Source organism: Vibrio zhanjiangensis, assembly GCF_030161235.1.
GTDB lineage: Bacteria > Pseudomonadota > Gammaproteobacteria > Enterobacterales > Vibrionaceae > Vibrio > Vibrio zhanjiangensis.
On sequence record NZ_BSPW01000050.1, the window covers coordinates 26,545 to 35,679 of the forward strand.

The 9,135-nt window shown below is 41.9% G+C and carries 9 protein-coding genes; all 9 read left to right on the forward strand.

The annotated features are described in order from the left end of the window. The first annotated feature begins 17 nt into the window (after window positions 1–17). The 9 genes from QQK21_RS12455 to QQK21_RS12495 all read left to right on the forward strand — a co-directional run bounded on the left by QQK21_RS12455 (window position 18) and on the right by QQK21_RS12495 (window position 8,496). The gene (locus QQK21_RS12455; RefSeq protein ID WP_284192518.1) at window positions 18–389 is read left to right on the forward strand and encodes a late competence development ComFB family protein; all 372 of its coding nucleotides are present in this window, start codon (window positions 18–20) and stop codon (window positions 387–389) included. 10 nt (window positions 390–399) lie between these two features. Next, window positions 400–681, forward strand: coding sequence for an HlyU family transcriptional regulator (locus tag QQK21_RS12460; protein ID WP_284192519.1), 282 nt, complete (start codon window positions 400–402; stop codon window positions 679–681). 253 nt (window positions 682–934) lie between these two features. After that, window positions 935–2,470 (forward strand): Re/Si-specific NAD(P)(+) transhydrogenase subunit alpha, encoded by a 1,536-nt coding sequence (gene pntA, locus QQK21_RS12465; RefSeq protein WP_284192520.1) that lies wholly within the window; start codon window positions 935–937, stop codon window positions 2,468–2,470. A 12-nt stretch (window positions 2,471–2,482) separates the two neighbouring features. After that, the gene (gene pntB / locus QQK21_RS12470) at window positions 2,483–3,859 is read left to right on the forward strand and encodes a Re/Si-specific NAD(P)(+) transhydrogenase subunit beta (RefSeq protein ID WP_284192521.1); all 1,377 of its coding nucleotides are present in this window, start codon (window positions 2,483–2,485) and stop codon (window positions 3,857–3,859) included. 145 nt (window positions 3,860–4,004) lie between these two features. Then, window positions 4,005–5,459 (forward strand): sensor histidine kinase VxrA, encoded by a 1,455-nt coding sequence (vxrA, locus tag QQK21_RS12475; RefSeq protein ID WP_284192522.1) that lies wholly within the window; start codon window positions 4,005–4,007, stop codon window positions 5,457–5,459. Next, window positions 5,434–6,093, forward strand: coding sequence for a response regulator transcription factor VxrB (gene vxrB / locus QQK21_RS12480; protein ID WP_284192523.1), 660 nt, complete (start codon window positions 5,434–5,436; stop codon window positions 6,091–6,093). Before vxrA ends, vxrB begins: the two co-directional genes overlap by 26 nt. Continuing rightward, window positions 6,093–6,965 (forward strand): DUF2861 family protein, encoded by an 873-nt coding sequence (locus QQK21_RS12485; protein WP_284192524.1) that lies wholly within the window; start codon window positions 6,093–6,095, stop codon window positions 6,963–6,965. The genes vxrB and QQK21_RS12485 overlap by 1 nt, the downstream gene beginning before the upstream one ends. Window positions 6,966–7,024: 59 nt before the next feature. After that, a complete protein-coding gene (locus QQK21_RS12490) occupies window positions 7,025–8,239 on the forward strand; it encodes a conjugal transfer protein TraF (protein WP_284192525.1) in 1,215 nt (404 codons plus the stop codon). A gap of 104 nt (window positions 8,240–8,343) precedes the next feature. Continuing rightward, window positions 8,344–8,496 carry a YoaH family protein gene (locus QQK21_RS12495; RefSeq protein WP_284192526.1) on the forward strand — a complete coding sequence of 51 codons (153 nt, stop codon included), beginning with the start codon at window positions 8,344–8,346 and terminating at the stop codon, window positions 8,494–8,496. Window positions 8,497–9,135 lie beyond the last annotated feature (639 nt).

Consider the following 9,135-nt stretch of genomic DNA (forward strand, 5'->3'; position numbering starts at 1 on the left):
TGAAGAGGTTAAGGTTTATGCAGATTAGTGTTGACGTTCATAACTATATGGAAACTCTAGTAGGACAAGTTTTGGCGGATAGTCGATATACTGACCAACTTGACCACGAACAACTTGCTGATTTAGCCTGTTTAGCGCTCAGCCAGCTACGTCCTGTCTATATTCGATATGATATTGATTTTCTGTCCGCTTTGAGTGAAGAAAGGCTAGTCGTTCTTAAACGCTATTCTCACGAAGCTGTTGAAGCATCACTTTCCATGATCATTGACGACCGAAGAAATAAACGTAAGGATGAAGTTCCGATCATGTTCAGTAAGCCACGTTTTGATGATGATGCTGAACTTGAGTGGTTTGAAAAGCCACTCGTATTAAATCATAAGAAAAAATAGGAGATCATAAGTGGGGCTATTTTCCAGACTGTTCGGTAGTAAGAAAAAAGAACAGGATACTATAGAAATACAACCATATGAATATAAGGGTTTTCTTATATATCAAGAAGCACAACCTGAAGGTGGTCAATACAGAATTGCAGGTCGAATCACAAAAAATATTGAGGGTGACGTCAAAGAGCACCACTTTATCCGTTCAGATGTTTTGTCTTCACAAGCCGATGCTAACGAATTTATGCTTACAAAAGCTAAGATGTTCATAGACCAAACGCAGGGTAAGATATTCAACTAAATCACAAGATTTTTAATCGACTTATCGATATCTAAAGCCATTCGCATAACAGCGAGTGGTTTTTTGTTTTTCGTCAATTGATCTCTCGTTATTTTATGCAAAATACATCCTTATTACACAAAATATCGAACCCGTGACACCACTGTTATGCAGAGATGACTGTATTTGGTATTTTCGACACAAAACACTTGAAGTTAATCAAAGCGTTAGATAAAAACAATGAATTGTTGTTGCTTGAAGCTAGGGAATTATTATGCAAATCGGGGTACCAAAAGAAACACTCGCGGGCGAAACGCGAGTAGCAGCTTCTCCAAAATCGGTAGAGCAGCTTTTAAAATTAGGGTTTGACGTCAATATTGAGTCTAAAGCGGGGGATCTTGCCAGCTTTGATGATATTGCTTTCAAATCTTTCGGCGCAAATATTGTTACGAAAGACGAAGTATGGCAATCAGACATCATCCTGAAGGTGAATGCCCCTAGTGATACAGAAATAGAATTGATCAAAGAGGGGGCGACATTAATCAGTTTTATTTGGCCTGCCCAAAACGCCGAGCTGATGGAAAAATTGTCGTCAAGAAAAGTTAATGTGCTGGCGATGGATTCTGTACCACGTATTTCTAGAGCACAGTCTATGGATGCCTTATCGTCAATGGCAAACATTGCTGGCTATCGTGCAGTTGTTGAAGCTGCTCACGAATTTGGACGCTTTTTCACAGGACAAATAACTGCTGCTGGAAAAGTACCTCCTGCTAAAGTGCTCGTTGCAGGTGCTGGCGTGGCAGGATTGGCTGCTATAGGGGCGGCAGGAAGTTTGGGGGCAGTGGTTCGAGCGTTTGACGTACGCCCAGAAGTGAAAGAGCAAGTTCAGTCAATGGGGGCTGAATTTCTTGAAATCAACTTCAAAGAAGAATCGGGGTCAGGGGATGGATACGCCAAAGAGATGTCGGAAGCATTCAATAAGAAAGCAGAAGAACTCTATGCCGAGCAGGCCAAAGACGTCGATATTATCATCACAACGGCCTTAATTCCTGGGAAACCGGCTCCTAAACTCATCACCAAAGCGATGGTCGATAGTATGCAAGCTGGGAGTGTCATCGTTGACCTAGCCGCTGCAAATGGTGGTAACTGTGAATATACAAAACCTAACAAGGTTGTCACCACAAAAAATGGTGTGAAGGTAGTTGGGTATACGGATATGGTTAGCCGTCTTCCTACTCAATCTTCCCAGCTATACGCCACAAACCTTGTCAATTTGCTAAAACTTCTCTGCAAAGATAAAAGCGGTAACATCAACATAGACTTTGATGATGTCGTCTTGAGGGGGGTAACGGTAGTTAAAGAAGGGGAAGTGACATGGCCAGCGCCTCCGATTCAAGTTTCTGCGCAGCAGCCGCAAAAAACCGTAGAGACAGTAACACCAAAAGATAAAAAAGAGACACCTGTTTCCAATACGAAAAAATGGATCGCTTTGGGTGCGGGCTTATGCAGTTTTGCTTGGATAGCATCGGTTGCCCCAGCGTCATTTTTGAGCCACTTTACTGTTTTTGTCCTTGCCTGTGTCGTTGGTTACTATGTGGTATGGAATGTCACTCATGCTCTACATACCCCTTTAATGTCTGTCACCAACGCTATTTCTGGGATTATTGTTGTCGGTGCACTTTTACAAATAGGTCAAGGGAATGGTGTCGTTTCATTTCTCTCTTTCATCGCTATTTTGATTGCCAGTATCAACATCTTTGGCGGTTTCACTGTCACCAAGCGCATGCTTGAAATGTTTCGTAAAGATTAAGGAGTGACACATATGTCTGCAGGATTAACACAAGCGGCTTATATTGTTGCTGCATTATTCTTTATCCTAAGCTTGGCGGGCCTTTCAAAACAAGAATCCGCTAAATTTGGTAACTACTATGGTATTGCAGGTATGGCCATTGCTTTAGTTGCAACCATCTTTGGGCCAGATTCTCAAGGTGTCGTATCTATCATCATAGCGATGGCAATAGGTGGAACAATAGGTATTCACTATGCCAAAAAAGTCGAAATGACAGAAATGCCAGAGCTGGTCGCAATACTGCACAGCTTCGTTGGACTCGCAGCCGTTCTTGTTGGCTATAACAGCTACTTGAATGCCCCCGAAACAGCAACACATGCTGAGCACGTTATTCATTTAGTTGAAGTTTTTCTGGGCGTTTTCATCGGGGCTGTCACATTTACAGGTTCGATTGTAGCGTTTGGTAAGTTACGAGGCCTCGTTTCTTCATCTCCTTTAAACTTGCCTCACAAGCATAAAATGAATTTGGCTGCCGTCATTGTATCCGCTTGGCTACTCACACGTTTTGTTGAAGCTGATGGGAGTTTATTTGCTCTATTTGTGATGACACTGATTGCTCTTGCATTTGGCTACCACCTGGTGGCTTCTATAGGTGGCGCTGATATGCCTGTTGTTGTATCAATGCTTAATTCATATTCTGGATGGGCAGCCGCCGCTGCTGGCTTTATGCTAGCAAATGACTTGCTTATTGTGACGGGCGCGTTGGTCGGTTCGTCTGGTGCAATCCTTTCTTACATAATGTGTAAAGCAATGAATCGCTCATTTGTTAGTGTTATTGCTGGCGGCTTTGGTCAGGAGGTATCAATTTCTAGTGATATCGACCATGGCGAGCACCGCGAATCAACGGCTGATGAAGTAGCTGAGCTATTAAAAAACTCCAAGTCGGTCATTATCACACCGGGATACGGAATGGCAGTTGCACAAGCGCAGTATCCAGTACATGAAATTACTGAAAAACTTAGAGCCAAAGGTGTCAATGTACGTTTTGGTATCCACCCAGTGGCTGGTCGCCTACCTGGACACATGAATGTGTTACTTGCAGAGGCTAAAGTACCTTATGATATCGTCTTAGAGATGGATGAAATCAATGATGATTTTGAACAAACCGATACTGTTTTGGTTATAGGCGCTAACGATACCGTTAATCCTGCTGCGCAGGAAGATCCGACCAGCCCAATCGCAGGAATGCCCGTCTTAGAGGTGTGGAACGCCAAAAATGTTATTGTTTTTAAACGCTCAATGAATACCGGTTATGCTGGTGTACAGAATCCATTGTTTTTTAAAGAGAATACTCAAATGCTATTTGGAGATGCTAAAGAGAGTGTGGACGCCATTTCCAAAGCACTATAAAATAGGAAACCGAATAGGGGCCAGCGTTAGCTGGCTTCTTTTGTTTTATGGGTAACATTATTGACACCAATATCACATTGAAAATTTATATTTTTGCGATAATGCCTTACTCTAAATCTAACCCTTTGATTTATAGATTTTTGCATTGAATAGAACGGTCTTAACAATATTGGTAATCACGATTGCAGCAATATGCAATACTGCCAGCGCTAGCTCACTACCTGAGCGAATTGATCAGTTTGTCGATTCGTTCAATCAAGATATTTTCACAGCGTCTTATGATATTCGTATCTTGCAGTCAGATTATCCAACGCGATTAATCACCCCTGATTCAATGCTACCGCAAACCTCAGCGTATCCATTGAGAGATATACAACGTTTATACAAAATTGCACAAGACTGTACGGGGAAGTTACCACTAAGCCCACTCATTACAGAGCCACTCGTTTTTACACGCGCTATCTGTAAAGGAACCAAGCTAAGTCAGAAGTGGTTTGTGCGGAGCGGTCTGATTCATCCGGGAGGAGGAACTTACGCCAAAAGATACGCAGAACTTCACCCAGAGAAACAGGAACAACTTCAACAGTATATGCACATAAAAGAGCGGCCGCTTGCTCCACGCGCAACATTATTGGGCCGCTTGCAGAGAATGAACGAAGAAACGATTACTGCTCTCATTTCTGGTTCAAGTATGTTTCTAGAGCAAGGCGAGCTTTGGCTAAGGCAAAATGATAGCTACCTTGTTTATCCAGAAAGTACCTGGAGAAAAAATGCCGACGAAGCCGGTTTGAGCGTAACTCTAAAAGGTGAGTCAAGCAGTTGCTTCGTAAGAAGAGGGAATTTATGTTGGGATATTCAAGATCATTCAGAGATCCTACGTATCAGTATGGTGGTGCTCGTTATTGCCAACATTTTGCTGGTACTAGGGTGGGCAATATACCGCTGGAATACCAAAAGACAAGAGATGAAGAGTCGTATGCTGATTCTTCAGATCCTCACACATGAACTGAGGACTCCAATCGCGAGTCTCTCTTTAACCGTGGAAGGATTTAGGCGCGAATTCGAAAAGCTTCCTGAATCAGTATACGATGAGTTTCGACGCCTTTGCGAAGACTCTCGTCGTTTAAGACAACTTGCCGAAGCAAGTAAAGATTATCTTCAATCTGACAACAAACCCCTCGCTACAGAATGGGTCCCTTCTGTGAAAGAATGGCTGGAGTTTAAGGTTGAAGAAGAATTTAACAACAAGCTTGAACTCAGAATCAATCAAGATGTGTCAGCAAAGCTAAACGTCTATTGGTTGGGTACTTGCATCGATAACTTAATTCGTAACGCCATCAAGTATGGTGTTGGTCATGTTGTGTTGGATATCAACACAGACGATAATTTAATTACCGTTAAGGTTATAGACCAAGGTGAGTTGACTCAAAAAGATTGGCGTCAATTACGTCAACCATTTGTGAGTAAAGCCGGTCTTGGTTTAGGCTTAACTATCGTTGAATCTATGGTGAGTAGAATGGGAGGACGGATGTCCCTCATCGGTCCACCAACAACGTTTATATTGGAGATACCTTGTGAAACAGACACTGCTTCTTGTTGAAGACGACAAAAATCTGGCCGATGGCCTGTTAGTGAGCCTGGAGCAAGCAGGATATGAGTGTTTTCACGCCGAAAGCATTGCTGATGTTGAACAATATTGGGAAAAATCAGACTTGGTGATTCTAGATCGACAACTTCCTGATGGTGATTCAGTAGAACATCTTGTTGGCTGGAAGGCTATCAAAGATGTCCCTGTTATTTTGCTCACCGCTTTAGTGACAGTAAAAGATAAAGTTACCGGTCTTGATGCGGGTGCCAATGACTATCTGACTAAACCATTTGCAGAGGCTGAACTATTTGCACGTATCCGTGCGCAGCTCAGAGCGCCGGAGTCAGAATCCCAAGACGACACTAAAGTTCAAACTGAACATCTTTTGATCGATAAGGCTACCCGCGAAGTGTTCTATCGAGAAGAGTCTATTACATTAACAAGAACTGAATTTGATCTTTTGCTGTTTTTGGCCAGTAATCTAGGACGAGTATTTACTCGAGATGAATTATTGGATCATGTGTGGGGATACAATCACTTCCCAACGACTCGAACTGTAGACACTCATGTTCTTCAGTTGCGCCAAAAGCTACCAGGGCTTGAGATCGAGACTCTCCGAGGTGTTGGCTATAAAATGAAAGCCTAATGAGAGTTAAAGCGTTATTACTTGGCGTGTTACTCAGCACGCCAATCTCAGCAGCCAATACCTTATGGTTTGAAACAAATTCACCACTTATTCAAGCTCATAAGTTTTTGCTAAACAATGATTTACCTGCAATGTTTGTTGCTTTGGTAGAAGTTTGGCAACAAGAAAAAAATCAAGCTATTTCCGCTCATCTCAATGACCTCTTTCAGCAATCATTGCAAGTTGACTGCGGGAAAGGACTCGACTCAAGACCGTTTCCTGATTGGTTAAAAAATGTCACCGTTAGCGCCGTAGATACCCAAAGTCCCGGAAGAGAGTCATACAGAGCTTCTGTTGAGGTTCTATCTCGTAAGGATATCTCTGATATTTCTCTAACTCGTTGGGTACAAAAGAGCATTTCCACCGATCAGTCTTTTATGGATTTGAGTGACGAAGACTCATCAACTAAATCTTATGTGAAGCGTTACAACCTAAATAGCAAGATCCCTATGGGGTTATATCGGTTAGATATTACGGCGAAAGACCAAACTTCATGGAGTTCATGGCTCGTATTTGGTGAATCAAAAGCTAAAGTCAGTATTAGATGGCAATCCAAAGATCAATGGCGTGTTGAAAGAAACGCTCTACCAAACAATCACTGCCCCTTACCAAAGCTTGACGCTTCGCTCTATGATTATGTCGATGGTCAATATAATAAAGTGTGGGGTGAATCCTATGAGTCAGATTATCCTACCTCCTTAGAACCGAACATTGTCCCTCCAGATCGCTATGTTTTGGCAGTATCAATGACACATCAAAGATGGCAAGGCCCCATAATTGTTGAACAATCCCAAATTATTAGTAAAACATATGATATTTCGATAGAGGAATAACTCAAGTTCATACACAATAAGACGATATAGACCACAGGGATGAAGAAGTTTATATCGTTATGAAAAAATCAATAAAAATCTTAACATTATCTATAGCATCTATTTCTGCTCATTCCTATGCAGCAACTTACGCCGTAGAAGCAAGAGGAGATGCAATGGGTGGCACCGGGGTTGTGTCTTCCAATTTTCTAACCGCGCCATTTTATAACCCTGCCATTACTGCAATCTATCGACGCAATGATGATGCCGGCATGATTATTCCATCATTTGGTTTGGCGTATAGTGATGAATATCAAATGGTTGATGGCCTAGATCAAGCATCAAAAATTATAGATGGAGCAATAAGCTCAAGTAGCATTTCATCTGCTGATGCCGCCGAGTTGCAAACCACTTTGAATGGCTTGGAAAATGATATCGCAAAACTTGAACTTGGGGGAGTAGTTGCTTTAGCGATTCCCAATAGCTGGGTTGCTGCGAATTTATTTGGTAAAGCCTATATCGAATCTTTTGCTCAAACTGATATCTATACGAGTGCGAACACAGGTAACACTGATGTAAACACAGCAGTCAATGCAGAGTTAAGTGCCATCAATGCCGTAGCAATAGGCGTTACTGAAGTCGGTATCTCCTTAGCCAAGTACCAAACCTTTCTCGGTCAGCACATATCATTCGGTGTCTCTCCCAAGTTACAGCGTATCTATACCTATGTTTATACGGCCAATCTCAATAACTATGATATTAAAGATGTCCGAGATAATGGCACCGGGGATACCATGTTCAATATGGATGCGGGCTTCTTGTGGTTCAGAGGTCCTATAAGGGTTGGTGTGTCAGCGATGAATATCGTATCACGCGACATTACGACACAAGAACTCCCTGCACAAACGCTAACATCAAAAATTGACGGCAGTCAGTCAAGAACAACAGCTGCGGTATCTTATTCCTACAAAGTAAGGCCTCAATATACAGTGGGTATCGGTCTGGTTGGTGACTATTCGGCAATCAGTGTTGACTATGATCTGAATGAAGATGAACGCTACACTAGTTTCAAAGACAATACCCAATACGTACGAGTAGGGGGGGAAATTGATATTATGCGTCAGTTGAAACTACGAGCTGGTTGGCGCCGTAATCTTGCTTACGACAATTTGGACGATACATTCACAGCAGGGATTGGTTTATCACCACTGAATTTATTCCAAATGGATATCGGGGCAAGCTACACCAATGAAGACTCAATGGGTGCCTATATTAATTTTTTAGGCAGCTATTAAAACACACAATCGTTCATGAGAACCAAGCACACCTGTTTTCTTGGGGACTGGCGCTCTGACACAAATAATAATATAGTTGGCTCCTGATTTAAAAGGAGCCACTTATGTTTGATGATCTCCCAACACTCTCTCATGCTGAACAACAAGAAGCGGTAGAACAGATCCAAGAGCTAATGGCTCAGGGAATGAGCACAGCACAAGCAATAAAAACCGTTGCTGAACAGATACGCAATAAAGAACATCATACCCCATCATAGATACCCTATAACGTGAGAAGAGGGCAGCGAATAGTCCCTCTTCATCTCTTCAAAAGAGATAATCCCTGTTCAAAAAATCCCCCTTAGCCTACGCCAAAACAGTAATATATGCTAAAAAACGACTATTTAACAATTAGTTAAAGCAGAATAAAATCCTGCCGCTATAAAATGAGTTAGTGGACTTGTAATTTAATTACGAAATGCCATAAATGTACGGTAAGCGCTGACATTTTGCCGAAGATAATTTTGCTATGTGATACTGTCACAACGGGTTTGCCAATTACTCACTCTCCAGTTGCGTAGCTATAAAACAAGAGTACGTGACATTGTCACGCCAATTCAACACAACAACAAAGTGACGGTGTCACTATAATTGTAGTGTGAAAAGAAAATTGTTGTGAAGTAAACTCAATACTATCAAGATGGTATCAGTTAAAGTCTATAACAAAGCAGTGGTAGTTTTGATGAAATATGAACGAGCAGACATTAAACACGCTAAAATGATTAGCCATCTCATCCTGCCTTTAACCCAAAAATATGTTTGTCCAACGTGTGCTGAGTCCTTTCATGAGACACTGTGTGATCACCAAGCGATTCTGTCGTACCTTAATTACCAAGCGACTTTGTCATTACGTTAAC